Origin of the sequence: Mesorhizobium sp. M7A.F.Ca.MR.148.00.0.0, from assembly GCF_003997735.1 — a bacterium.
In the GTDB taxonomy this organism is placed as follows: Bacteria; Pseudomonadota; Alphaproteobacteria; order Rhizobiales; family Rhizobiaceae; genus Mesorhizobium.
The window spans coordinates 1-24,396 of the sequence record NZ_RZTB01000090.1 but is presented as its reverse complement, the minus strand read 5'-3'; the positions used below and the strand labels follow the sequence as shown (position 1 = coordinate 24,396).

26 protein-coding genes are annotated in these 24,396 nt (G+C 59.9%); 10 read left to right on the top strand and 16 right to left on the bottom strand.

The annotated features are described in order from the left end of the window. Positions 1-327: 327 nt before the first annotated feature. Positions 328-516: a hypothetical protein gene (locus EOB49_RS25130; RefSeq protein WP_127296097.1), complete on the top strand. Its 189-nt coding sequence runs from the start codon at positions 328-330 to the stop codon at positions 514-516. Positions 517-519: 3 nt separating this feature from the next. Here the strand turns inward: EOB49_RS25130 and EOB49_RS36570 are convergent, their stop codons facing one another. The 3 genes from EOB49_RS36570 to EOB49_RS25115 are packed head-to-tail and all read right to left on the bottom strand — an operon-like array spanning position 520 to position 1,982. Then, positions 520-990 carry a hypothetical protein gene (locus EOB49_RS36570; RefSeq protein ID WP_206526141.1) on the bottom strand — a complete coding sequence of 157 codons (471 nt, stop codon included), beginning with the start codon at positions 988-990 and terminating at the stop codon, positions 520-522. A 1-nt stretch (position 991) separates the two neighbouring features. Further along, the gene (locus tag EOB49_RS25120; protein ID WP_127266472.1) at positions 992-1,228 is read right to left on the bottom strand and encodes a hypothetical protein; all 237 of its coding nucleotides are present in this window, start codon (positions 1,226-1,228) and stop codon (positions 992-994) included. Between the two features lie 19 nt (positions 1,229-1,247). After that, a complete protein-coding gene (locus EOB49_RS25115; protein ID WP_127318124.1) occupies positions 1,248-1,982 on the bottom strand; it encodes a Crp/Fnr family transcriptional regulator in 735 nt (244 codons plus the stop codon). A gap of 1,090 nt (positions 1,983-3,072) precedes the next feature. On the opposite strand from EOB49_RS25115, the gene EOB49_RS25110 reads away from it, so the two are divergent. The 4 genes from EOB49_RS25110 to EOB49_RS25095 all read left to right on the top strand — a co-directional run bounded on the left by EOB49_RS25110 (position 3,073) and on the right by EOB49_RS25095 (position 5,637). After that, on the top strand, positions 3,073-3,378 hold the full coding sequence (locus EOB49_RS25110) for a hypothetical protein (RefSeq protein WP_127266474.1): 306 nt from the start codon (positions 3,073-3,075) through the stop codon (positions 3,376-3,378). A gap of 338 nt (positions 3,379-3,716) precedes the next feature. Further along, positions 3,717-3,890: a hypothetical protein gene (locus tag EOB49_RS25105; protein WP_127266475.1), complete on the top strand. Its 174-nt coding sequence runs from the start codon at positions 3,717-3,719 to the stop codon at positions 3,888-3,890. A gap of 139 nt (positions 3,891-4,029) precedes the next feature. Beyond that, on the top strand, positions 4,030-4,239 hold the full coding sequence (locus tag EOB49_RS25100; RefSeq protein WP_127266476.1) for a hypothetical protein: 210 nt from the start codon (positions 4,030-4,032) through the stop codon (positions 4,237-4,239). Between the two features lie 573 nt (positions 4,240-4,812). Beyond that, complete coding sequence (locus EOB49_RS25095; protein ID WP_127318961.1) at positions 4,813-5,637, top strand: Ku protein; 825 nt, start codon at positions 4,813-4,815, stop codon at positions 5,635-5,637. A 167-nt stretch (positions 5,638-5,804) separates the two neighbouring features. Here the strand turns inward: EOB49_RS25095 and EOB49_RS25090 are convergent, their stop codons facing one another. Next, the gene (locus EOB49_RS25090; RefSeq protein ID WP_164781801.1) at positions 5,805-6,167 is read right to left on the bottom strand and encodes a hypothetical protein; all 363 of its coding nucleotides are present in this window, start codon (positions 6,165-6,167) and stop codon (positions 5,805-5,807) included. 459 nt (positions 6,168-6,626) lie between these two features. On the opposite strand from EOB49_RS25090, the gene EOB49_RS25080 reads away from it, so the two are divergent. Then, a complete protein-coding gene (locus tag EOB49_RS25080; RefSeq protein ID WP_127382551.1) occupies positions 6,627-7,793 on the top strand; it encodes a beta-glucosidase in 1,167 nt (388 codons plus the stop codon). 75 nt (positions 7,794-7,868) lie between these two features. On the opposite strand, the gene glf is transcribed toward EOB49_RS25080, so the two are convergent. Next, the gene (gene glf / locus EOB49_RS25075) at positions 7,869-9,011 is read right to left on the bottom strand and encodes a UDP-galactopyranose mutase (RefSeq protein WP_127382550.1); all 1,143 of its coding nucleotides are present in this window, start codon (positions 9,009-9,011) and stop codon (positions 7,869-7,871) included. 2 nt (positions 9,012-9,013) lie between these two features. Further along, complete coding sequence (locus tag EOB49_RS25070; protein ID WP_127382549.1) at positions 9,014-10,186, bottom strand: glycosyltransferase family 1 protein; 1,173 nt, start codon at positions 10,184-10,186, stop codon at positions 9,014-9,016. A gap of 356 nt (positions 10,187-10,542) precedes the next feature. Here EOB49_RS25070 and EOB49_RS25065 point away from each other — a divergent pair, with 356 nt between their 5' ends. The 4 genes from EOB49_RS25065 to EOB49_RS25050 all read left to right on the top strand — a co-directional run bounded on the left by EOB49_RS25065 (position 10,543) and on the right by EOB49_RS25050 (position 13,842). After that, positions 10,543-11,460 (top strand): hypothetical protein, encoded by a 918-nt coding sequence (locus EOB49_RS25065; RefSeq protein WP_164781800.1) that lies wholly within the window; start codon positions 10,543-10,545, stop codon positions 11,458-11,460. Between the two features lie 548 nt (positions 11,461-12,008). After that, the gene (locus EOB49_RS25060) at positions 12,009-12,617 is read left to right on the top strand and encodes a hypothetical protein (RefSeq protein WP_127382548.1); all 609 of its coding nucleotides are present in this window, start codon (positions 12,009-12,011) and stop codon (positions 12,615-12,617) included. Beyond that, on the top strand, positions 12,614-13,006 hold the full coding sequence (locus EOB49_RS25055) for a phage holin family protein (RefSeq protein WP_127318951.1): 393 nt from the start codon (positions 12,614-12,616) through the stop codon (positions 13,004-13,006). Before EOB49_RS25060 ends, EOB49_RS25055 begins: the two co-directional genes overlap by 4 nt. Further along, positions 13,003-13,842: a DUF3618 domain-containing protein gene (locus EOB49_RS25050; RefSeq protein ID WP_127382547.1), complete on the top strand. Its 840-nt coding sequence runs from the start codon at positions 13,003-13,005 to the stop codon at positions 13,840-13,842. The genes EOB49_RS25055 and EOB49_RS25050 overlap by 4 nt, the downstream gene beginning before the upstream one ends. Before the next feature lie 78 nt (positions 13,843-13,920). On the opposite strand, the gene EOB49_RS25045 is transcribed toward EOB49_RS25050, so the two are convergent. The 10 genes from EOB49_RS25045 to EOB49_RS25000 all read right to left on the bottom strand — a co-directional run bounded on the left by EOB49_RS25045 (position 13,921) and on the right by EOB49_RS25000 (position 23,070). After that, positions 13,921-14,337 (bottom strand): c-type cytochrome, encoded by a 417-nt coding sequence (locus EOB49_RS25045; protein WP_127382546.1) that lies wholly within the window; start codon positions 14,335-14,337, stop codon positions 13,921-13,923. Then, entirely contained in the window at positions 14,318-15,193 is an 876-nt protein-coding gene (locus EOB49_RS25040; protein ID WP_127382545.1) for a cytochrome c oxidase assembly protein, read from the bottom strand. The genes EOB49_RS25045 and EOB49_RS25040 overlap by 20 nt, the downstream gene beginning before the upstream one ends. After that, complete coding sequence (locus tag EOB49_RS37965; RefSeq protein WP_245469322.1) at positions 15,190-15,399, bottom strand: hypothetical protein; 210 nt, start codon at positions 15,397-15,399, stop codon at positions 15,190-15,192. The genes EOB49_RS25040 and EOB49_RS37965 overlap by 4 nt, the downstream gene beginning before the upstream one ends. 133 nt (positions 15,400-15,532) lie before the next feature. Further along, positions 15,533-16,138 (bottom strand): cytochrome c oxidase subunit 3, encoded by a 606-nt coding sequence (locus EOB49_RS25030; protein WP_127331648.1) that lies wholly within the window; start codon positions 16,136-16,138, stop codon positions 15,533-15,535. Next, positions 16,135-18,105, bottom strand: coding sequence for a cytochrome c oxidase subunit I (gene ctaD / locus EOB49_RS25025; RefSeq protein WP_127382544.1), 1,971 nt, complete (start codon positions 18,103-18,105; stop codon positions 16,135-16,137). The genes EOB49_RS25030 and ctaD overlap by 4 nt, the downstream gene beginning before the upstream one ends. Continuing rightward, a complete protein-coding gene (gene coxB / locus EOB49_RS25020) occupies positions 18,102-19,094 on the bottom strand; it encodes a cytochrome c oxidase subunit II (RefSeq protein ID WP_127331652.1) in 993 nt (330 codons plus the stop codon). The genes ctaD and coxB overlap by 4 nt, the downstream gene beginning before the upstream one ends. Before the next feature lie 14 nt (positions 19,095-19,108). Further along, positions 19,109-19,642: a c-type cytochrome gene (locus EOB49_RS25015; RefSeq protein WP_127382543.1), complete on the bottom strand. Its 534-nt coding sequence runs from the start codon at positions 19,640-19,642 to the stop codon at positions 19,109-19,111. Beyond that, a complete protein-coding gene (locus tag EOB49_RS25010) occupies positions 19,639-20,508 on the bottom strand; it encodes a substrate-binding domain-containing protein (RefSeq protein WP_127331654.1) in 870 nt (289 codons plus the stop codon). Before EOB49_RS25010 ends, EOB49_RS25015 begins: the two co-directional genes overlap by 4 nt. Next, the gene (locus tag EOB49_RS25005; protein ID WP_127382542.1) at positions 20,489-22,369 is read right to left on the bottom strand and encodes a methanol/ethanol family PQQ-dependent dehydrogenase; all 1,881 of its coding nucleotides are present in this window, start codon (positions 22,367-22,369) and stop codon (positions 20,489-20,491) included. Before EOB49_RS25005 ends, EOB49_RS25010 begins: the two co-directional genes overlap by 20 nt. Then, a complete protein-coding gene (locus EOB49_RS25000; RefSeq protein ID WP_127382553.1) occupies positions 22,366-23,070 on the bottom strand; it encodes a heme-binding protein in 705 nt (234 codons plus the stop codon). The genes EOB49_RS25005 and EOB49_RS25000 overlap by 4 nt, the downstream gene beginning before the upstream one ends. Positions 23,071-24,396: the final 1,326 nt, after the last annotated feature.

The window sequence follows — 24,396 nt, the reverse complement described above, 5'->3', positions numbered from 1 at the left end:
GCTCGCCAAGCCATTCTTTCTGTCCAAGATCATAACTGCCATTTCTCAACTTTAAGCGCACAGCAAGACCAGAAATTCCCGTCAAGGAAGAGGCTTTCCGGTATAGTTAAAGGAGATCACATGTAGACCGGTAAAAGGCCGTTGCTGGCTCGGGGCCCGATGGGCCTTTTTGTTTAGTGTCCGAAAAACGCGCGGGACATTCTTTCTGGTCCAGCGTTAGCGCGCGCCGGACGACCCGTTCTGCGATCTCTTGCTGGCCGGCGCTGCAATCAAGCTTCAGCGCGCCGCGGCCCTCTAGAGACGGTGACGCACGGGAGTTGAGATGCGATGCATAGAGACGCCTTCACCCCATCAGAACTTGCCCTGCTCAGTCGCGTCTTCGCACGCAGCAAAATTAAAAACGAAACCGCAACCGAGAGGGAACGGCGCGCATCACGTATTCTGGCTTACTACCAGGCGGGAATCACGGATGAGGATGAGCTGGAACAGCTTTCTCGCCAACCGCTGGGAAGGTGACGACTAGTCTTCCTTCTTCAGAGCTTCCGCCTCGTCTTTGAGCTTCGGCCAATCGGCTCCATGCTTGCGAAGCAGCGTTCGGGCCTGCTCGCGGTCAATTTCCGTGACCTCGACAAGATGTTCGACCTCAAGCTCCTGGCCTTTCGCAACCCGGCTTGCTTCATTCGCTTTTCTTTGCACATCGACACCCACTGCTGAGACAACATGAAGGAGCGCTGGGAATGCGCGTTCCAGAACTTCATACAAAAATAGGCGACACCGATTAAAAATCGGTCGGATTGGGCCAAATATGAGACGGGCCATGGCCTGCTGCTGTTGTGAATTGCCGATTTCTTCGTGTGGGAGAACCGAACTTGTTCGTCGGTCGAAATGGCGGCGTCTTGGCGCGATAGTCCGATCACGCGGCGTTCCTCGCCGCTCATGCCATTCGATGTGCCGGCACTCGGCAGCTTTCTGACGCAGCAAGTCAGGCACGTTATCTCATCAACTTGATCTGAAGCGAGATGCTCAGCCTCAGAATCCTGTCGCCGTTTTCGTTCCGCACTTCAACAAATACTTGCTGCCCGTCCACCTCGGTAAGTACATCTCTCGTAAGGTCGATGAGGCCCTCGAAGCCCGCGCGGCGCACCTCCTCCAGACCGGCACATTCGATGCCGATTTCGTCCTCGATGACCACATCGTGATCGCCACTGTCAAAGAAAAATCGTGCCATCCGAGAGCTTCCGTCACCACTAAGCTGCGGGGTTCCTTTGGTGCAGGTAGGTTGTGTCGAAATCACCTGCACGAGTGAGGCCGGGCCAATCAAGAGCATGCACTCTTGACCCCGTCGTGGCGATGAGGCCCCTACGTCGAAGTTCCTGAAGCATTCGGTTGACGTGGACTGTAGACAAGCCCAATGCATCGCCAAGTGCTGCTTGGGTAATCGGAAGATCCGCGACGTGATCCTGGATGCGTCCAACCGAGCGCAAGCGAAAGATCAGTTCGCACAAGATGTGAGCCATGCGCGTGTATGCCTCGCGTCTTCCCACATTCGTTACCCATTCTCTGTAAACCGCTGCATCGATCAGCGTCGACCGCCAAAAAGCCGTCGCGATTCGAGGATGCTGTTCGCAAATGGTGCGAAGAGCGTCATGTCGCATGAAGCCCAGTCTGGCTGCTGTCAGGGTCGTAAAATTGCAATCCATGACCGACAGATGCAGTCCGTGCAGATCGGGAATATCACCAGCCACAAAGAAGGATGTAATCTGCCGTTTGCCGTCGCCGGTAAGTTTGGTGGAACCGAGCAGGCCATCCAAAACCACGAACGAATTGACAGGGCGGTCACCCTCACGCACCAGGTCGTAGTTGGCCAAAAAATCCTTCTCCTGAATCTGGATGCCTTTCAAAACCTCGATATCGGCCTCTCGGAGATCCGAGATGCTCTGGAGCTTGCGAATAAGGACATCCAAGGATGAGGTGGGTGACAAATTGGCTACCTAGCTGATGTTGATTATCGAACTTGCATTTGCTTCAAAAGTTCCGGGTAGCCGTAAAGAGGCGCCGGACTGATGGGTCGGCAGTTGGGAAAGACGCGAACGCACCCAGGACCCCTGGTTGGGACCTCAGTGCCCAGCGGTAGAAGAGGCCACGTTCGGTTGCTCGCTTGGGGTGCGGCAACGCTCCCGACGTGAATAAGCCGCACCCTTAAGGGAGCCGCCTAGGCCGTGCATTAACCTATGACATAGGCTGGGTTCGAATTTTGACGTAACATCAGGGGCTCCAGCTCCGTTGAGCCCGCCAGAATTCCGCACAAGCCACAAGAAAGAAAGCGGCAGGCCAGAAAGGGGTGATAATCCCTTGGCCATCTCGCGTTTGGCTTGCGATTGAACGCACCCAAGCCGAGGCGACGCGGTATGTGATTATGCGACAGCCGAAGGGAGATAGCGAATCAGCAGGCTCATTTTGACAAGCGTGAGCGACTGTCGGCGGTGAGGGCTTCGCCCGGCTCATCGCCCCTCAGCTCGGGGCCGACTGACTAAAGGCCGCACTGATTGGTACTACAAAGGAAGCTTGTTGGGCCGGCCCTTCTCCAAGTTGCCTGTCTCTCAAGGCCCCTGCCTAACGGTAGCGGGCTTTTGCATTGTTGGCTCCCCGGAAGGGCCGGGAAGTCCGCCACATTGCGTGGACATGCCGTATCGCGGGGAACATTTTAGCAAACTGTAAATTCAACGGTCTTCTGGTAGGAGGCCAATGTGTCCCGGCGAAGCGTCGACAAAGACCGATTGGAGCGCGCAGACCGTGAGGCAAAGATTGCTAACGCGGCCGAGAGAGAGGCGCGAGATACAAAAACTGCGCGACTTCGAGAACAACGCCTTGCTGCCGAAGCCAAGGCTTCGCAATCATTCAAGAAAGGTCGATCCAAGGGCTAGGTCGCTTACCCGCTGACGCTGCCCCGACGCGCGCAAGTGGTGCGGGCCCGTCCAAACGTGAGGTGCATGCGATTGCGAATTTTTTCTTGGAACCGTCTTTTCGCAGCGAAGTTCGGTACCGAAGGGACATTCCAATATGGAGTTGATCATGAAACAGGTTCTATTGGCTTCAGCCATTATGGTACTGTCAACTGGCCTCGCTGTTGCGCAATCGACCACCACGACCACAGGCGGATCGTCGACCTCGACGACCCAGACAATGCCGAGCACTACGACCGATCAGGGAACGGATTCGACCACCACGAGTGGAACGAACTCTAACTCGAACTCCGCCAAGGACTGCGCTCCAGGTCAACAAACTGGCAGCGCCAAGCAGGCCGCGCCAGGTCAACAGGATACCGATGCTAACTCGGCTGCTCCTGGCCAGATGAAAAAGACCACGGAAGGCTGCTGACGTGTCTTGGAACTGTTGCCCTGTTGCAGATTGATGCAAAGGGGTCAACTCTCAGGGTGTAGCCGCTCCCGAACGCCCGTCGTGCTAGGTCGGCAAGGCGGGTCGATACCAGACCAAGGTCTGTTTCGCGGCGAGTCGCCCGCGAGGTGTGCTGTGTTGGTTCACCTTATAGGTGGCACCTGCTTTGCACCGCCCGCGACAGCAGGGGAAACCAACACCCCAGCGAGTCCCGTTATCCCAGGGACGGCCCGCCGCTGCCGCTAATGGGACGGCGGGCTTTTTTCTTATTCCATGAAACGAAAGGTCATTCCGTAAGTTGGCTTCCCAAGGAGGAACCAATGAAAAAGGATGGCGACGGCCGTGTGAAGAAGGGCAATGAGCAATTGCTTGCCCGACGTTTGTCTGAAGAAGTCGGCATTTCGGAGCCGGATGCGCGCGGTCTGATCAAGCTTATCGGCACGGATTGGAATTCGCTGCTTCGTGAAGCCCGATTTTTGAAAGAGCGGCATTAGAATGCTCCTGCCGGTCGTGACTAAATTATTATTGAATCGACTCTCGCCAATATGAGCGTAGTCTAGTCTCATCGGCGGTAGTTTCAGGGCACCGCCGGCTGTGAGCGAAGAACATGCTTCCGCCCCAACGGAGGAAGCCATGACCGCTCCCGCTACCATCGGCGTTGCAAATCCCGAAGAACTCGCCCTCCTACAGCAGGTGTTTCAGCGGGCCTGCAAAGAGCGTGCGCTAGCAGAAGGCAGCGTCGAGGCCGAGGCACTGAGCGCCCGTCTGATGTGGCTGTTCCAGCACTCCGGAGCCTACTTCGATGAAGCTACTTTCGAAGAGATGCTGCGGGGTGAAGGCTGATGAGCCGCGCACCTTATCTGGACCGCCTGGATGATCTTATTCGCCAGCACAAGGAGCTTTCTGCGCAAGGGGAGATCCTGCGGGCGGAATGTCGACTGAGTTGCTATGTCTTGGAGGAATCGGCCGATGGCCTACGGGGAATAGTTGGCAGGGCTTGGGACGCCAGAGTAGCACGGCTTCGCCGTGATACTATTCGGTCCGGAACGTGATTACCGTTGCAACTCGGGTATAAATAGCGCCATGTTCACAACAAGTCCTCCAGTCTTAATTGTAGCATTTCCCTTGTGCCGGTAGCGTATGCGTCAGGTCATTCGGCCCACGCTTGTGTCCAGTTAAGGTCGGCACGGTCACTCAACCCGAGCTTGGTCCGCTTGATCCTGCCGACTCCCTTACGCGAACGCTTTTTGTCGCACTGAGCCAGAGCTCCGATGCATTTGAAGCACCCTTAAGCACCTCTTATGCTTGTGAAAGCGACGTCTGCTCCTGCGATCGGGTGGAAAGATGCCGGCGCACGTCGCGGAACAGAACCGTGTGCCTGACGTTGTGCCGAGATCGAGGTCTAGGAGAAACGGCATGGTTGCGCCACGCGCGGTGTGGAAGGGCTTTCTGAGGGTCGGTTCCGTGTCATGCGGGGTGAAGATAGTTGGTGCCACAAGTGAGGCATCCAAGATCCACTTCAAGATTTTGAACCGCAAGGACGGTTTACCCGTCAAAAGCGCCTATGTCGATGAAGAGACCGGCGATGTTGTCGAAGCCGAGGATCAGATCAAAGGGTATGAGGCGGACAAGGGTGATTTCATTCACGTCGAGCCGGACGAGATAAAGAAACTGAAACTGACGTCGCAGCATACACTTGACGTCGATTCCTTCGTTCCGGTTGCCGATATCGACACACGCTTTCTGGAGAAACCATACTATTTGATCCCGGCAGACGGTGCCTCTCTGGAGGCCTTTGCCGTCCTGCGCGATGCGATGGCCAAGAAGCGCGTTGCGGCACGCTCCTGCGTCGTACTCTATCAGCGCGGGCGCGAAGTGTTGATACAGCCCCTTGGAAAAGGGATGTTGCTGACCGAGCTACGGACCCACAATGAGATGACGTCGGAAGACACCGTCTTCGACGATGTGAAAAGCCCAAAGTATGATGCGGATCTGCTCGAAATCGCGGGGCTTCTCATCGACAAGAAGGTGACAAAGTTCGATCCTTCGAAATTCGAGGATACCTACGAGGATGCGCTGATTGCCATGATCGACGCCAAACGCAAGGGCAAAAAACCCCCGAAACCGGCACCAAAGCCCCAGGAGAACGTTGTCGACCTGGCCTCGGTTCTTCGAAAGAGCCTCGCCAAGGAAGGCATCGGCCAAGATCGGCCAAAGGCCAAGAGCCGCAAATCAGCATAGTCAAAGATAGCGATCACCAACGCGGCGGTGCTGAAGAACCAGTGCAATTGCAGTGCTAGGTTAGAAGCGTACTGGGTGTGAGCAAAGTTCATGTCGGCGCCGAAGCGATGCGCGATAAAGAGGCGCAGGCCCAACGGCCGCTGGATCTTCAGGCCGTGAGCCCAGCCTCACGCTTCAAACGTTGAAGCCGTTCGCTCGGCACTCGACGCCGTCCATGCTGCCCCGTCGGAGGCGTGAGCGTTGACCATGTCTTCATCTACAGTGACTGGCAAAGGTACGATCATCACAGCCGGCGCCATATCCCTCCATACAGCTTGCAGCTTGCTCGGGACTGCGACTGATTCATGCCGATCGTCGGTGCGTTGCGATGGCACTTGGTAGGAAGGGTCTGCCCGGATCACCGGCTCCAGATCGTGGGGGAAGTTCGGCGCATGGACGGGCAGTGCTTCGGCTGAGCTTTCGCCCTTTTGAGTGATGGCCGGAAGCATTTCAGCGATTTCGATCAGGATATCTTTGACCAGATGTCTCATCCGTGCGCCCGCCCGCTGCGGCCATTGCTATGGCGATCAAACTTGTTGAGGCAACCAATGTTCCCGCTTGAAGCGAATGACGGGCTTTACCGGGAAGATCGGCGGAGCGGCTCGATACTCCAGGCGACGTCGCTGCGATCCTCTCGCCTGGCATGATCGATGTCGGAAAGTCGAATTTGAACGTACTGTTCCCTGCCTTCGTCGGACGGTGGATCATCCGATGACGGCTGTGTGCCTCGCCCCCGACTTGCCTTGCGCAGCTGCTTCCCTGGCTGCTGTCTGCCCTCCGGTGGGTTCGATCGGGAACAAAGGCTCGACCATCCGGTTTGGAACCATCCCGTTAAGCACAGGACCAATGTGCAGCCTGATGGATGAGAGACGGCCGCCGGATTGCTATGGCTGTTCCCGATCTGCATTCGGCAGCCGAGATTGAGCCCAAATGCCCGAAGGAGACTTCGCATGAGCGAAGCAGGACACAGCGAAGGCAATGAGGTGACTTCGATTGCGGGCGCTTCGCCGTTCGCCAGTTTTTTCATGGCTGGCTTCGAGTGCTCGTCTCACCGGCGCAAGGACGGCGTTCGCCTCGATCTTATCCGCGCCACGTCGCATTATTTGCATGCCCTGGGCGATTACCGCGGTTGCGCCGAACTCGGTCTTCGTACCATCCGCGACGGCTTGCGCTGGCACCTCATCGAAACCGCTCCTGGAACCTATGACTGGTCAAGCTGGACGCCGATGGTCGAAGCAGCGCAATCGGCAGGTGTCCAGATCATCTGGGACATCTTCCACTACGGATCTCCCGACCATGTTGATCAGGGGTCGATGCATTTCATCGATGCCTATGCCTCGTTCGCCGCGGAAGCTGTGAGGGTTCATCGTTCAATCGCCGGTACAGCGCCTCTGTTGTGCCCGATCAACGAAATTTCGTTTTTCGCCTGGGCTGTTGAGGTCGGCTATTTCCCGCGCGTCGGCCCGAAGAAGCGGGGATGGTTCAAGCGGCACCTCGTGAAAGCAGCAATAGCCGGCGTTCGCGCGATGCGGGAGGTCGATCCCGCTTGCAGATTTGTCTGGGCCGAGCCGCTTATCCACATCGCTCCTCGCGACCGGACCCGCACCGAACGGCGCCGGGCCGAAAATGCCCGTCAGGGACAGTTCGAAGCTTACGACATGCTGCTGGGCCGGGCCGAACCTGAGCTGGGTGGGAGCGAAGATGTCATCGACGTCGTTGGCTTGAATTTTTATCCACACAATCAGTGGTACCTAAACGGGCCAACGATTCCGATGGGGCATCACGAGTACCGTGCCCTATCGGAGATGCTGATCGAAGTCGCGCATCGATACAGCAAGCCTATGTTCATCGCCGAGACCGGCTCCGAGGGGTCTGGCGGGCCGGCTTGGCTCCACTATGTCTGCGACGAGGTGCGTGCCGCAGAAAGCCTCAAAGCCCCGATCGAAGGTATTTGCCTTTACCCGGTAACCGCCTATCCGGGCTGGGACAATTCGCGGCATGCGGAGGTGGGATTGTTTTCAGTCGTCCAGGCGGACGGCAGCCGACACGTCCGCAAGCCCGTCGCGGACGAATTGGCCCGCCAGCAAGCTTTGTTCGCGGCGAACCCGACGCGTTAAACACATGAGCTGCACGAGGATCTGCGCGAGCGCCTGTCGGCCCCGCGCCGATGCTCCCGGGTCCAGATGGGGGAGCTACAGCGCCCCTTCGGCCAACGACGTATTCCCCACGCCCGCCCATTCCGGGACGCTCTTTTGAATGCGTGCGAAGGTTGCCAAGGCCTGCCCGACCACCTGATCCATGTTGTAGTAGCGGTAGGTTGCCAGGCGGCCGACAAACCACACGTCGGGACAGGTTGCGGCGAGCGCTTCGTAGCGCTTGTAGAGCTCTTCGTTTTCGGCCCGCGGCACCGGATAGTACGGGTCCCCGATATCGGTGGGATATTCGTATGTCAGGCTGGTCCGCACGCTCCGTTGGCCGGTCAAATGTTTGTACTCGGTGATGCGGGTGTAATCTTCCGTCTGGGGGTAGTTGACGACGGCAACCGGCTGAAACTGCTCTTGGTCGAGTGTGACGTGCTCGAAACGGAGCGAACGATAAGGAAGACGCCCTAGCTGCCAGCCGAAATATTCGTCTATCGGGCCGGTATAGATCAGGCGGTTGAATGGTATCTTGTCACGAATTTCGCGGAAGTCGGTCTGCAGCATTACCTTGATGTTCGGGTGATCGAGCATGCGCTCGAACATCCTCGTGTATCCGCCGGCAGGCATCTTCTGGAAGCTGTCGCTGAAATAGCGGTCATCGCGGTTGGTCCTGGTCGGCACTCGTGCCGTCACTGATTTGCTCAGCTGGTTCGGATCGACGCCCCATTGCTTCCTTGTATAGCCACGGAAGAACTTCTCGTAGAGCTCGCGTCCCACGGTGCTGACGACAACATCCTCGGCCGTTCGCACGTCCTCTACCGTCTCGCGCCGCGATGCGAAGAACTCCTCCAACTGTGCGGAATTCAACTCGAGGCCATAAAGGCGGTTTATCGTGTCGAGATTGATCGGGATGGGAAGCAGTTTCCCGTCGACCGCCGCCAGAACCCTGTGCTCGTATGTGCGCCATTGGGTGAACTGCGAGAGGTAGTCCACGATCGACTGGCTGTTGGTGTGAAAAATATGAGGCCCGTAACGATGGATGAGGATGCCGGCTTCATTGTAGCAATCGTAGGCGTTGCCGCCGACATGGCTGCGGCGGTCGACCAGGAGAACGCTTTCATGTCGCTGGGAGGCTATCCTTTCAGCAAGAACGCTGCCGGCAAACCCCGCGCCCACGATCAGCCAATCGAACATGGCTATGCGCTCCTGCGGAGCGGGACGACCTTCTTGCGCCGGTAGGCGCCCTCAATGTGAGCGGCCATGGCCTTCCATGTTCTTTCCCACGACATGTCAGCCAGATAGGCATCGACTTGCGGCAGCAGCATCTCGCGCGGTCGCAAAAGCAGGGAGCGCAGCTTGCTGTCCAAGTCGTCACCGTCGGCGATCTCCACCAGCCCAGCAGCGCCGTAGCTGCGCACAACGTCGACGATTGCCGTCGAGATCACCGGCAGGCCCGCCGCCAGAAACTCTGGCGTCTTGGTTGGGCTGATGAACCGGGTCGCTTCGTTGAGCGCAAACGGCATCCATCCGGCATCCCAATGGCGCAGATAATCGGGCAGGTCGCAGTAGGCCTTCGCGCGCAACCAATGAAGGTTGTCGGCCTTCGGCAGGATTGCAGGATCGATTTTGACAACGGGGCCGATCATGACGAAATGCACGTCCGGCATGGTCCGCGCCGCTAGCGCCACGAGGTCGACGTCCAGCCGCTCGTCGATGACGCCGAAATACCCCACCCTCGGGTGAGGAATGCCGGCCTGGTCGATGGGGTCCTTTCCTGGCAGCCTTGCCTTGTGAAAGTGTTTCACATCGATGCTGCTCGGAAAGGGGTAAATGGCCTGATGCAGGCGGCGCTTGGTCTCGAACAGGCTCAGGCCACCGGTGAAAACGAGATCGGCGCGGCGCAGAAGTTCCTTTTCCATCTGCGCCAGTTCGGGCGGCGCATTCTTGAAGGCGGAGAGTTCGTCCATGCAGTCGTAGACGCATATGTCTGGGTCAAGGAACTCCGTGAAGCGAAGAGCCATCGGCGTGTAGTACCAGGCGATCAGCCGGCTGTGCGGCATAGAAGCTATGATCTGCTGAACAAATCTCCGCTGGACGGCATCTGATTTCGCGGCCGACGCGCGGAGCGGAAGCACTGGTGTCACAATTAGAATGTTTGGCGATGCCTCGCTCGTCCGCATCAGCGGCTGTGGCAGTTCTTCAAAAAGAGGCTCTTCAAAGTAGATCACTCTCTGCTGCATGGATGCAAGAGTGAGAATATGCTGCGGGCGTTGATGGACGAAATTCCAACGCAAGTGCGAGAAGCAAACCAGTAGATTTTCCCTGCCGGCGTGTTTACTGGCGGACACCCTGCCCACGGCTGCTTCCATTGAGATTTTCCTTCCTGTAATCTTTAATTTATGCTGCGACTAACATTTGTTAATCGCAGATGGAGGAGAAATAGACTTCGGTACCAGCTCCTAACTTTCCACCGCGTGAGTTGTTCCAAGGTGAAGTGAAGAGCTCTCAGTCACCGCTCGGATGACGGATGCGACGATATTTCCGCGGAGCTGAGAACGGCCACCACGCGTCGCCGGGCTTTGAAAGCGTGAGCGACGGGGGAATGTCGGTGGAGAACTGACCTGCCGTATTTGCGTTTAAGTCGCTGGTTATAAAATGTGCAGGACATCAAGTTGATTCGCCCGCATCACTGGCGAGTCCGTGCCAGGCGAATTCCGGGGCTGATATGAAGATCGACTTTTCAACCAATGTTTTTCCGCTGTTTCATCCGCAAAGCGTGGATGATCTCAAGGACCCTTGCCCCGTCTTTGATGGCAGCCTGTGGCACGTCTTCGGCTCGAGCGGCACGGTGACCAGCGAGACGTGGAGGATCCTGCATGCCACGGCGCCGGACCTTTATGGGCCGTGGACCGAGCATCAGTCGATCGAGCTTCCTATCAATGGGAGTGGTGTTGCGGCTCCGGGGGTCATTCACGAAAGTGGCGTCTTTCACATGTTCATCCAGACCGAGTTCATGAAGTCTGGTGGCCGCTGCGAGCATGCGGTTTCCAATGACGGGTTCCATTGGGTGGTTCTTAGCCCGGCAATCCTCGCCATCCCGGACACGGAGGAAGATGGCATTTACGATCCGCATCCCGCGGTTATTGGCGGCAAGCGCTACCTCGTCTATTCCGCCATGCCAAAATTCACCAGGGTGCCACAGCCCGACATCTATCTCGCGCGTAGCCAATCCGATTCATGGTTCGGCCCTTGGAAGCGGATCGGCAAGATCCTCGACCATAATGAAGTTCCTCACCACAACACGAGAGAGGATCCCGACTACGAATGGGGGATAGAGGGCGCACAACTGGTCGAATTGCCGGATGGCCGCGTGCTTCTCAATGCCACTTGCTTTCTCCCGATTGGCCTTCGGGGAAACCGGCAACGCGTGTTTTTTGCCATCGCCGATGATGTTGCTGGACCTTATGTGTCGATAGGACCGGTGCTGGAACCAGGCCAGCCGGGAGAGAACGGCCACTCGACCGTGATGATCGAAGGGGGACAACTTTCGCTGTTTTACCAAAGCCGGGTCGCCACGACCGATCATCGGTGGCGCTACGGCTTGGCCAGATGCGACGTCGCCCTGTTTTCCAAGGTTGCATGAATTAGGTGTTGCTCGGACGGAACAATCCGTCGGAGCGCGTGCACACGACACCATGCAGCAGTCGCGGCGTTCGAAGACATGGGCGAACTGAATATCTCTGCTCCTTCCCGCAGGAGAATGAAGCATCAGCACGTATTCTATGCCTTCATCCTCGCTTCGTTGAAGGCGTCCAACAGCGCAGGGACGTGCCGGGCGTCCAGAGCGAGCAGATGATCGAAAGGCGGACAGCCGAATAGACAAAGGTCAGCCAAAGCCGAGGCAACCGGCGGCCTTCCGCTCGACCCGTCCGCAGTCGGGAGCACAAGGTTTGTACTCGAGCCAGTGAACCTCCGCACGAGGGGCAGCTCAGCTCATTCCTGATTGTTGCGTGTCTGACGAGCTCTCCGTTTCAGTCTGATCATAAATGCTTTCACCTAGTGGAACATCGGAGGTTCCACGAAGTTGGGAAGCCACGGAGGACGTGCACATGAACAGTGTCATCTATCTTATCGGCCTTATCGTTGTCGTGCTCGCGGTCCTCTCCTTCCTCGGTCTTCACTAGGTGGCCCATGCAGCATGAGAACGATCAGGGCGGACAGCCCACCGATTTCGACAAGGCGAAAAGCGACGCTTCCGACAGGCTTCGCCAGGAACAAGAACGTGCCAGCGAGCTGCTTCACGACGCGCGTGACACGGTGACCCGTAAGGCTGGCGATTATGCATCTGAAGCCAGGGATGCGATTTCCGACAAGGCGGAGGAAGCTCAGCGCGACATCGGATCGAGTCTGGCGGCGCTGGGCGGCGCACTGCGCGCGGCCAGTGACCATCTGGCCAACAACGATGAAAGGAACGCATCGAAGTTCGCATTGGATGCCGCCGGTGGCTTGGAGCGGCTTTCATCGTCATTGAAACAGAAACCGTTCGGCCAGGTCCTGGAGGACGTGCAATCCTTTGGCCGGCAAAATCCCGGTGTCCTGCTTGCCGGATCGGTATTGGCCGGATTGGCTCTCGGGCGGTTCATCAAGGCTTCTCCGCCGGCGGGTCCAGAATTCCAGGATGCTGCGGGAGACCTCAAATCACACACCGATCAGGCACAGCGTTGGTCCGTTGATCGTTCGCAGGATTCGGGCCTCGTTGGCGATGATGGGGCCACGCAGAACGCGGAGCAGGACAGATGAACACCCAGGACAATCCCAGCCTTACCGGACTGATCACCGACTTGGCCCAGAATGTCACCACTCTGGTGCAAACCGAGGCCAGGCTGTTTCGGGCGGAGCTCTCTGAAAAGCTTGCCAAAGCCGGAGCAGGTGCCGCGGAAGTACTGGGCGGCGCGATTTGCCTGCTCGCCGCGCTATTGGTGTTGCTGCAGGCACTCGTTATCGCACTGACGCGGGCAGGGCTAGGCGCGGGGTGGTCTTCCCTGCTGGTCGGTGTGGTCGTGGCGGTCCTCGGCGTCATCCTGCTGCGGACCGGGATGGCCAGCATGGCGCCTTCGGAACTTACCCCCGACCGGACCCAGGAACAGCTTAAGCGCGACGCGAGCGTGATCAAGGAACAGGTGAGATGAAAGAGAAATCCGCAGCCGAACTTGAACGCGAGGCCGAGGCAGCTCGCGCCCGGGTGATGGAGACCGCCGAATCCATTCGAGGCAAGATGACGCCCGGACAATTGCTGGATGAGTTCACCGGGCTGTTCTCGGGAGGGGAGAGCTCGGCCATGCTCAGCAATCTCAAAACGCAGGTCCGAGACAATCCTTTGCCGGTCACCATGGTCGGCGCGGGTCTTGCTTGGCTGATATTCGGCAGCGGTACCTCAAACACGGCCCACGGTTCGGCTGGCTACCCATTGCCTTCAGCGCCGGGACGACATGATGAAGGGGAGCGCGGCGGCTTCGGCGGCACGCTCTCCGATGCCGCGGAATCGCTCTCATCGAGCGCTACCAGCGTCGGCGATACCATATCGAGCACCGCAAGGGCCGCTGCGGCGGGTCTGACGGGAAGCGCTGCCAATGCAAGCTCGAGGACTGGTGACATGGCGGCAAAAGCCAGCCGCTCCGCGCAAGATCTGTTGGAGGACCAACCCTTGGCCGTAGCGGCCGTCGGTCTCGCCATCGGCGCCGCTATAGGTGCAATGCTGCCGCATACCGCAACGGAGGATGAGCAACTAGGCGCCTTTGGTGATAAGCTTCGCGATACTGCCGGAACCATGCTCGACAGGGGTCTCGATGAGGCCAAGCAGGTCGCCGCCGACGCCTATGAGACCATCAAGCAGGAAGCTGGCCGGCAAAATATGGAACCAGGCACGATGGCCGATCAGCTCGGCGAGGTCGTGAAGTCCACAGCAGACAAAACCGAGCATGCCGTGCGTGAACGGATTTCCGATCCGTCTCAGCGTCAAACCTAGCTTGAATGATCCTGGATCAACGATAGTCGGTCTCTTCAGAAGGGCCGGCGTTGTTGTTCAAACGGTGAACCGCTCGAGTCATTTCAGGGCGTAGAGGTAAGCCGCGATATCGCGCGCCTGCTGCTCTGTAATCCGGGTCGACGGCATGGCGGTGTGCGGATTGATTTCCCTGGCCGATCGTATCCAGCGGATCAGGTTCTCTGGATTGTTGGCCAGCCCGCCGCCAATAAAGACGCGGTTAGCAAGACTGGCATCCAGGCTAGGACCGACCTGCCCTTGCGCGCCCGGCACGCCCGTAATCGTATGGCAGCCGGAACAGCCATTCGCAGTCATGATCGGCAAGGCCCTCGCAGTGTCACCGCCCGTGGCCGCCTCCGCCTCGTGGCGGACGCGCGCGGCCCGATCGGACCACCAGGTCATTCCGGCCACGGCCGCGACGAGCAGCACCAGCGCGGCGATGACGGCGGCAAGCAGTTTAGACAAGCTCGTACGCATGCGCCGCCTCCCTTCCGCTCGCCTTGATCCACAACGCGGCCAGCAGCAGCGCTGCGCCGCCATATATCAATCCAGCCGGAACCCACATCACCAGTCCGGCAAGTTGCTGGTCCTCCAGGGGGCTCAAATTCCACAGTGCCGCTCCCACGGCGTTCTCCGGGTACCAGAGGCGTGGCGAGAGCAACAGGAGAACGCCGAGCAGCCCGGTATGCAGCGAGGTGACAAAGAGGTGCATCACTGCGCTCCCATAGGCATGCTGGCGGCCGGGACGCGGCAAGAGGACCCACCAGAACAGCAGCCCTGTTCCGAAGAAGCTCGCGTGCTGTGCATAGTGCAGTACGCCGCGTTCGAGCGCGGCCTCGAACAACACCGGAATGTGCCAAATCCATATAGCAATGCCGTGGATAATGGTCGCGCTGATCGGCCGCGTTGCGAAGGCCCAGACCACCCTCAGCCAATTGGCGTGTCCGGCATTTCCCAGGATGCGCCGGAACCGGATGGGTAGGCCCCACATCAAGGCCGCAGCCGGGCAGGCAGAGACCAACAGCGGCGCCGCCACGGCCATCAGCAGCTCATGCTCGATCATATGCGCCGCAAAGACCTGCTCGCCGAGCACATGAATCGGGCTGACCAATGCGGCTGTCAACACGCTCCATCCGGCCGTGAACAGCAGAGCCTGGCGCAGCCGCAACGTCCTGCCGCGGCTGCTGCGCCGCCAAAGCCGGCCAGCGCCAACGACATATATCAGGGCAAGCACGGCGAGTGGCAGGGTGATGGGCAGCGCGAGCGTCCACCCGGCCCCGGGCGCGCCGGCGCCGTAGCAGATGGAAGTAGGGAACAGCGCGTCCAGGTTCATCGCAGGCACCCATCCAGGATCAGCGCCGCGCTGCCTTGCATGAGGATCACAAGCGCAAACAGCAACGCCGACAACATCCCGAGATTGGCGACGAAGCGCTCTGTGCCGCGCGTACGCTCCGGCTTGAATGCGGCACCGCCTCGCCGCTTCGCCCGCCACGACAGCGCCCCGCCGAGCAGCGACAACAAGACGAGCAGCAGCGCCACGGGAAGCACGACTGGCACCTGACGGTTGCATTGCCAAGGCACCAGTGCATAATTCAGCTGTGTCGAGACCGCCCAGGCCAGCGGACCTGACAGAAGACCACCCCAGGACGTTCCCAACCGCAACGCTCGCATCTCAGCCTAGCCTCGGCGCCCAATAGATGAGCACGTAGATCGGGATCCAGGTCAGGACCACGAAATCCCAGTAGAAGACATTGTCGCCGACATCGCCGAAGCGCCGGCCGCTATAGCCGTGGCGCGTGAACATCAGCACTGTCAGCACGATGGTGTCGCCGACATCGGTTATGAGGTGCGTGGTGTGCAGGCCAAGCAGCACCCAGAGCATCGATCCATAGGCGTTGGTGTCCCAATAGATGTTGAGGGCGGGGAATTCGAACCAGCGCACGACGAGCGGAGCGATGCCGAGCAGCGACATGACCACCAGGCCGATCCGCACCGGAACCATGGAGCATTGCTTGGCGTGGCGGTGGAGGACGTGGTTGGGCACAAGGCTGACGACAAACAAAATCGTCACGATCGTTCCGGGCCAATGGTTCGGCTGCGGTGCGCTAAGCCGCCATGCTGGCCACGACAGCGCAAGGTAGAGATATGCGCCCGCTGCCAGCGCAAAACCCGTACCTTCCAACGCCATGAAGCCGAGCGTGCCCCACCAGGTGGGGCTGCGCGGACCGTGCCCGAAGGTCGGCAGGCCAGAAAGATCGGCGGCGGCGCGCTGCTTCATTCCTGGTCCTCCGGATCGCCCTTCGGCCAGAACCAACCGATCAACGTGATGGCGATCGGCGCGGCGCCCCAGACGATCGCCCAAGGCGTGAAGATCGAATAGAGAAACGTGCCGCCGACGGCTAGCGCCGCAAAAAGCGGCCAGATCGACGGTGTGGCCGATTTCTCGCGAATATCGGGATAAGCTTCGGCCAAGGTCGAGATGAGGAGTTCGCGCGCATCGACGCGGAGCCCGGTCGCTACAGGGAGCGCCTCGCGCTCGGCCCAGAGCGGCTCGATATGGGTGACGATGGGAATGCGTGCGAAATTATAGCTCGGCGGTGGCGAGGACGTTGCCCACTCCAAGGTTCCTGCGTCCCACGGATTGTTGCCGGCCGAGGTGCCTTTCAACGCGCCATGCACAAGATTGAAGGTGAACAGGACAAAGCTCAGGAAGAAGAGTAGCGCCCCTGCCGAGATGAAAAGGTTGATGTTGCCCCAGCCAAGCTCGGCCGGATAGGTGTAGACCCTTCGTGGCATGCCCCATAGGCCGACGAGATGCATCGGGAAAAAGGCCGCATTGAACCCGATGAAGGCCAGCCAGAAATGCCACCGTCCAAGGCGTTCGCTCATCATGCGGCCGGTGATCTTCGGGAACCAGAAATAAGCCGCGCCAAGCAGCGGGAACACCGAGCCGCCGATCAGCACGTAGTGGAAATGCGCGACGACGAAATAGGTGTCGTGCACCTGAAGATCCAATGGCACAGAGGCGAGCATGACGCCGGTCAGCCCGCCGATGACGAAGATGAAGAAGAAGCCGAAGACGAACAGCAATGGCGTCCGGATCACCGGCCGGCCGTCCCAAAGTGTTGCAAGCCAGCAGAAGATCTGCACGCCGTTTGGAATGGCGATCAGCATGCTGGATGCGGTGAAGAAACTGGCGCCGAGCTTAGGCAATCCCGTGGCGAACATGTGGTGAACCCAGAGCCCGAACGACAGGAAGCCGACTGCGATCAGCGACAGGACCAGCCCGAGATGACCGAATGTCGGTCGCCTGGCGAAAACAGGAATGATCGCGGACACCATGCCCGTCGCCGGCAGGAAGATGATGTAAACCTCCGGATGGCCGAAGAACCAGAAGAGGTGTTGGAACAGCAGAGCATCCCCACCTTCCGCCGGGTTGAAGATGTGCGTGCCGACCAGCCGGTCAAGGATCAGGAAAGTCGAGGTGATCATCACCGCCGGCATCGCGAAGATGACGACGAAGGAAGTGACCAGCATCGCCCAGACATAGAGCGGGATCTTGTCCAGCGACATGCCGGGGGCCCGCTGCTTGAACACCGTGACGATGGTTGCCACCGCGACGGCCAGTGACGACACTTCGGTATAGGTGATCATCTGCGCCCAGACATCGGCGCGCTTGCCCGGTGCGAATTCGGGGCCGGACAGCGGCACGTAAGCGAACCAGCCCACATCAGGAGCCATGTTGAGGGCGAAGGACACCCAGGCGAAAGCGCCGCCCGAGACGTAGATCCAATAGCTGAACGCGTTCAGGCGCGGAAACGCGATGTTGCGGGTGCCCACCATCAGCGGCACCAGGTAGATCCCGGTCGCCTGCACGATGGGCACGGCGAACAGAAACATCATCGTAACGCCATGCATGGTGAACAGCTGGTTGTAGAGGTCGGGCCCGATCAGGCCGCGTTGCGGTCCCGAAAGCTGGATACGCATGGCGACAGCGTTGAGACCGCCAAGACCAAGGAAGACGAAAGCCGTGATCAAATAGCGTCGTGCGATCACCTTGTGATCGACGCTCGAGAGCGCTCCTACGATGCCGGACGGCGTCCGCCAGGTGCGCTCGAGCCAGCGATGCAGGCTGGCATCATCCATGCCCGTATCGCGGGGGCCGTCACGTTCGGGAGCAAGGTCGCCCTTGGCGGGGTCTGGTTCCGGGATGTGGCGGTCGCCTGTGACATCGGCGCTGCTCATTTCAGCCCCTCGAGATAAGCGACGATTGCGTTGAGCTCGTCGCCGTTGAGATCTGCCACTGGCATGTGGGAACCCGGCTTGATGCCTTGCGGGTCGGCTATCCAGGCGGCGAGATTGCCGCGGCTCATCGTCAGCGTTCCGGCCGCCAATGTTTTCCGGCTGGCGATGTGGGTGAGGTCGGGAGCCACCGTTCCGCCGGCCGGCGTTCCCCCGATCCTGTGGCACATCACGCAGGGGCGTTTGAGGAACAGGTCCGCGCCGGCCTTGGCTTCGCCGCTCGCCGGCGCGCCGGCCGGCTGCAACTGGTCGTTCAGCCAGGCATCGAATTTCGGGCGCGGCTCGGCGATGATGAAGGTGCCCATATTGGCGTGCTGCGCACCGCAGAATTCAGCGCATTGACCGCGGTAGACGCCCGGCTTGTCCGCCTTGATATCCAGCACGTTCATGTGGCCGGGGATAAGATCGAGTTTGCCGGCCAAGCTTGGGATCCAGAAGGAATGGATCACATCGGTCGAGGTCAATAGCAGCCGCACCGGCTCGCCGGCAGGGATATGGATCTCGTTTGCCGTCGTCAGGATGCGGCTCGGCGTAGCATCCTCGTAGCGCAACTCCCACCACCACTGGTGCCCGGTCACCCTGATTGTCAGCACAGCCTCCGAGCCGATCGCAGCCAGCGTCCTGTTGGCGAAAAAGCTTAGCAGCGTCAGTCCGATCAGGATGATGGCGGTCAGTCCGACGGCGGACGCGACCACGCGCATCTTGCGGCGTTCGGCCGCTTCGTCGAGTAAGAGGGGTTCATCGCCGGGACGCGATCGCATAACCAGCGGTGCTGCGAGCGCGATCATCACCAGCACCCACACAACCGCGCAAAGCGCGGTGAAGAACCAGATCAGCCAAGCCAACTCGTCGGCTGCGGGGCCTTTCGGATCCAGCGCCGACTGCCAGCCTGCGCATCCCTGCAGAAGCAGGAGACAGAGAGCGAAGGTCATCGAAGCCGGGCGCCTCACGGTGATTTGCCCAGTGTCGCGGCATCCGGCAGGCGGTTTTCCGAGGGATGCACCATCATGCCGTCATTGCGTTGCGGCGCGGCGGAGGAGGGCGCGTTGCCGCCCAGTGCACGCACATATGCCGACAGCTCCCATATCTGGTCATCGGGTATCTTCTGGCCGAAGCTCGGCATCCCGTTCGGCCTGCCGTCGCGGATCGTGGCGTGGATGCTTTCGATCGAGCTGCCGTAGAGCCACTTCTCGTCCATGAGCGCCGGGCCCATGCCGCCACCGCCATTGGCATGGCAGCCCGAGCAGTTGAACCAGCTGAACAGGCGTTTGCCCTCGCTCATGTGGAAGGCGTTGGCCTCGAAGGTCGCCGCCTTGTTATCGGTGGGGGAGGGTCGCTGTCCGCCCGGCTCCAACGTGGTCACGGGCGTCGGCTGCTCACCTGAACCGAGCGCCGATTGCGGTCGCGTGTCGCGCTCCTCGCGCTGGCAGGCGACCAGGGCCAGCGTCAAGGGCAGTAACATCGCCAGAGCCTGCCTCATCGCGCCGGACTCCCGGCCATGTCCAGACGCGGTACGCCGTATTGCGCCAGAACCGCGTCGATCTGGGCCTTGTGTCTGGCAAGCGCGCTATTCACATCGCCACGCAGCACATCGTCCTCGCGCCGAACACCCATTGAGATGTCGTACATTAGCGGCAGTTGCGGTCCGTCGATGCGAGGCGTGACCGGCGTGATCCGGAGCGACACCTTTTGCCGCTGGGCGAAATAGCCGGCGAGCGGACCCCAGACCACGGCAAGATCGATCTCGCCGTTCGCGACAGCTTCGACGATGCGCGCCGGAGGGTTGGGAGCGGAGTAGTCGCCATAGACGGGGTAGCCGATGAGGTGCCCGACGATGCCGCGGCGGCCAAGCGCCTGGACTGGCGGCGAGTTGGCGCCATCGTCGCCGATGAGCTGAACACCGATACGCAATTCTTGCAACCGCGGGTCGTTGAAGGAGGCCACGTCCGGGCCGTCCTGGCGGGTTACAAAGACATAAGACGAACGGTAGTAAGGCGTGGTCGTGCGCAGCATTTCGAGATTGGCAGGCGTGCCGGGCACGAGATCGCAAAGGCCTGCCTTCAGCGTGTTGCGGATGAAGCCACGGCGCTGCGCCCACCAAGTATACGTCAGCTTGGCGCCGAGATCAGTGGCGATGATTTCCGCGATCTTGTTCTCGAAGCCTTGACCGGCCGCGTTGGAAAACGGCATGTTGTTCGGGTCGGCGCACACTCTCAACTCACGTGGATTGGCAATGGCCGGCAAGAGCAACAAGGCGAGCCCGGCCATGCCGATCGCCACCCGTTGGAACGCCTTTCGCGCCGGACGTACGGTCAAGTCCAATCCATCAAGGCAGCCGGAACACATAAAGCGTGCCTCCCGCCGTGGTAGCGTTCTTTAGATCCTTCATCGCGTTGACGAAGCCAAGTGCCGCGGTGGCATCGCGCGGGTCGAGGTCGCCGGAAACGATGGCACCGGCCCAGCCACCGACGCCTGACAGAATTGCGACATATTGGTGCCCATCGGGGCCGCGATAGGTTATCGGCTGGCCGATGATGCCGGACGATGTCTTGAATTGCCAAAGGAGATCGCCAGTCCTGGCGCTGACCGCCTTGAACCAGCCTTCCATGGTGCCGTAAAAGACGACATCGCCGGCAGTGACGACGGTGCCGCTCCACACCGGAAAGTTCTCCTTCAGGACCCAGGCCGGCTTCGCAGCGGCAACATCCCAGGCGGTGAAGGCACCACGATTGCCGCCCGGCCCGGGGATCATGCGTACGTTCATGCCGACATAGGGCGTGCCTGCGATGTAGTTTACCTCGACGCCTTCTTCATCCATGCAGAGATTGTTGTGGGGGATGTAGAGCAGGCCGGTCCTCGGCGAAAAGGCCGATGGCTGCCAGTCCTTGAGGCCGGACGCTGTCGGGCAAATGTCTCGGACCACCTTGCCGGTGCCGGTCTTCTTGTCGGGGTTTGCAATCAGGCGGCCGGTCTTCAGGTCGACGCCTTTGCTGGAATTAACCGGACCGTAGGCTGTGGCGGACAACACCTCGCCAGTGGTTCGATCAAGGATATAGAGGTAGCCGTTGCGTTCCGGTCGGACGAGGACCTTGCGCGGCTTGCCTTGCCAAGTCATGTCCAGAAGAATCTGCTCGTTGATCCCGTCATAGTCATGGAGGTCATGCGGGCTCCACTGATAGAACCACTTCGCCGCTCCGGTATCGGGATCACGCGCGAAAATACCGGACGTCCATTTGTTGTCGCCGGGCCGCAAATCCGGATTCCACGGTCCTGGATTGCCTGTGCCGTGGAAGATCAAGTTCAAGGCCGGATCGTAGGAGATCCAGCCCCACATATTGCCGCCGCCGATCTTCCAGGCTTCCGGCGGCCATGTCGTCACGCCAAGGTCTGTGCCCTTGTCCATGTCATAGTGGGGCTTGAAGTCCGGGCCGATCAGCACATCCTTGTCGGGTCCAGTGCCATAAGCCGTCCAGACAATATGCCCGTCTCCGGCATCCAGCGCCTTGACCCAGCCGCGGACGCCCATTTCGCCGCCGGAATTGCCGACCAAAACTTTGCCCTTCACCACCAGCGGAGCCATGGTGATGGTCTCGCCGATGTTGATGTTGCCGATATGAGCGTTCCAGATTGGTTTGCCTGTGTTGGCGTCGAGGGCGATCGTGTGGCCGTCCAGCGTGTTGAAGAAGATGCGCCCGTCGGCGAAGGCCGCGCCGCGGTTGACGACATCGCAGCAGGCCACCCCTTGTGCCGCCGGCTCGGGGTTGGGCTCGTACTTCCACTTCATCGGCGCGCCGGGCCTGGAAAGGTCGAGCGCGTAGACGATGTTGGGAAAGGGCGTGACGATATACATGATGTTGCCGACAACCAGCGGCGCTGCTTCCTGGCCCTTGTTCACGCCGGTGGAGAAGGTGAAGGCGACCTGCAGGTTCTTGACGTTGCCTTCGTTGATCTCGGTCAGGTCGCTGAAGCGGGTCGACGCGTAGTTCTTGGCCGGCATAGTCCATTGCCCGTCATCGGGTGGCGCGGCGGCGGCGGGCGGCGCAATAGCCGCCGCCGATGGCGGCTCCGAGGCACCGCTCAGGAATGGGCCGCATGCCAGCAGCATCACCGAGAGTATGCAGGTCCGAAAAGAATTCCAGATCGCCAATGCGCGGGCGCCTCGTCCTTCGTTAACGCGCGCCTGTGCCGAGTGCAGCATGCCTTTCATTTGTGGATCGAGCCTCCCACCCCGGCGCCGAGCTCCGCCGCGATGTCAGCCTCGGTGCCGGCACAAAGCGGATGGCCCCAGCCCGAGGCGCTTTTGCCGCCGGGATCCAGATCGTAGACGATGGCGTCCTTGCGATTGGGATTGACTCCGGCGGGAACCTTGTCGAGGCCGAGCGCCGCGCGAACACGCCAGGCGACATTGTGATCGGCGCATGAGGAATCTCCGGAGACCCCGATGCCTCCGACGATGCTCTTTCCGTCATAGAGGCCAAGCCCGCCGCCAAACACAACGACGCCTCCAATCGGCTTGCCGACGAGCGGATCGCTGGCGCTTCCGAACGTTTTGGGATCGCCCGCATAGGCTGCGGCCTGGTTGACCGGATTGGTCTCCTGCAAGCCGAAAAGCGGCCCGCCAGGTTGCGCCCCCGCGTAGAGATTGGCCGTCGATAGGGCCATTTGCGCCAAGCTGAGCCCATTGGCCGTATTGGCCTTCTCTGCCGCGACGAGGCGACTGCCCGGCCATTGGGAATCGGCGGTGGGACCGCTGAAAGCGATCGCGCACACGGCGCCGTCGCGGGCAACGACAGCCGCCCATTCGTTGGTCTCAAAGCCTCCGTTGGCAGGTCCGCCGCTCGCTTTCACATTGGCCTTGAGGACAGCGAGCAGCTTATCGTGGTGGGCCGGGCAGGGCGCCTGTGCCATGGCTTGGCCCTGTGGGGACAGGCCACCCGCCAACATCAGGCCAAAGGCAGATAAGAAAAGCTGACAGCGGTACATTGTCCTGCCCATTGGTTCGAGCATCAAAGAATCATGGAGCACTCTGTCAGACTGGAGAATGCGAGAAAGAATCCGTGATCCAATGCCGTCGATGTCTAACTTGGGCGATGCAGGTATGTTCCTGCTTTTGGAAAAAATGCACAGTTCCCGTCCGGTGAATGGCAAGGGTTGCCGTCTGTCCCGCCGGCGGCCGGCTCATCGCACCTAGTAAGCACTTGGCATTATCGGAGAAGCGGAGCGGTTGCGGGACCATACGGACGATCCACCCGGACTCGCGACAACGGCTCATTTTGCGATGAAAAATGCCTAGTTGAGAAGGCGACGGTACTTTTTGAGGCGACTTGGGCACGCTGGTGGACGTCATAAAATTCGAAAATCGCCCGGATGGTCCCGATAGTTGGTGAAACCTCGAAATATTTTTTGTGGCGATTTTCCCTTTAAAATCAAGAGCGTAATTTTTTGACGGTTCTAGTGTCGGAATTTTAGCAGTTCTGGAAAATATTTGACAGAGATTTCAAAGGGTTATACGCTGTTTGAACAATCGATTGGGAGTAGGGAAGCTACGGCGATAAAGTCATTCGGCGGACTAGCCGACCTCCGTTTGCGACCACGCAGGTGACGCACGCAATAGACCCCACCCGCGCTTCCGCGGTACTGCGCCCGCGAGCGCGACCTCATACGCCTCATCGAAGTTGGAGTGCCGAGCAGCGGCAGCCTTATCGGCCGCGTGAAGACCTTCAAGCGCGAGGACAAACTACGCCATGCGACCTTGCGAGCTATCCGAGAGGCGAAGCCACGAGCCCTCGACGCGACGACGCATCCACTCAACACTGCACATCTCGGAGGCGACCGAGGCGAGGGTGGCCGGCGCCTGTGGCGGGTTTGTTGGGACGTTAGGCGCCGGCCGGGCGGGCGGAGGGGGCCGCCGCAAGCTCAAGCTAATATATCCCCGACTCTCATGCCTATGGTGCTATCGCGGAATGGCCTGACGGGCAGTCTAGGCCAACAGGATTAATTGCTGCGCTTTCATTCTGCCAGTAGCTTGCAGGCCTGGTCATTTAGCCCCAGATGAGGTCGGCACGCTCACCGTTACCGGTGCGTGGTGACTTGATCGTGCCGACCTCACCTTTGACACATGGAACCGATGCCCCTGTGGCAACCGAGCGAAGCTCTGGCCAACGCGATCATTGAGACCGTCAAGCGTCTGACGAAGGAAGCCCGCCGCTGAAGGACACGGACAGAGACGGGCCT